1 pseudogene is annotated in these 881 nt (G+C 46.2%); it reads left to right on the top strand.

What is annotated here, in order from left to right:
- Positions 1-881, top strand: a pseudogene (locus tag EHQ17_RS10615) (RHS repeat protein); the annotation flags it as partial.

Below are 881 nucleotides of genomic sequence, written 5' to 3'. Positions count from 1 at the left end.
GCAGGATATATCGAAGGGATATCTGTTCAAGTGAATACGAACGGAATTCTACCGGGCTATTGTAACAAGGACATCGTAGAAAACATTTCCTACAACGAGTTTGGTCAGACGGCAAACCTCACGCTCGGGAACGGGATTACAACCAGTTACAGCTATGACGTCAAAGGGAGAATGGTTCGTCTGAATTCTTCCGGGGACGTGGGCGGAAACACGAAAGTTCTCCAAGACGCTGTCTATTCATTCAATCCGAACAACAACATTACGAATGTTGCAAACAACACGACTGACTTCCATACACAATCTGACTACGGATATGACGGCCTGGGTCGCCTAACGAGTGCTAACGGAAGCTACTTAGGGATTGCGGATGGGAATCTTTCGAGAAGGTTTCAGCAGTCTTTTGAATACGCAAAGAATGGGAATTTGATCGCAAAACGGTTTCATGATCCTGGGAGTGGTAACGTTCAAGAAGAGTGGAGTTACCAATACACAAACCACCAAGTTACGAACATTGATTCGAGTCGGACGGGTTCGGATGCTCTTACGATGTCGTATGACGCAAACGGGAACCTAACCAGACAAAGAGACAACACAAAAGATCTTACGAAACGGATTCAAGTAGATTCTCAAGACAGGATTACGCAGATCCAAGACGGAAACAACGCGATCCTCGGCAGCTACTGGTATGACGAAGGTGGATTTCGTGTTCGCAGATCGGCACTCGAACAAAAGAACAATCAGTTCACGAACGTAGAGATCTTGTATCCGAGCAAGTTTTACGGACTCGAATACATTGAAAGCGAAAACGTACTCACAAGCGTGAACAACGTCTACTTGAACGGTGTTCGTATTGCAGCGTTGAATGAAGCGGGTGCGCTTGC

The sequence above is a fragment of the Leptospira gomenensis genome, from assembly GCF_004770155.1.
GTDB lineage: Bacteria > Spirochaetota > Leptospiria > Leptospirales > Leptospiraceae > Leptospira > Leptospira gomenensis.
This window is presented reverse-complemented; position numbering and strand designations above follow the sequence as displayed.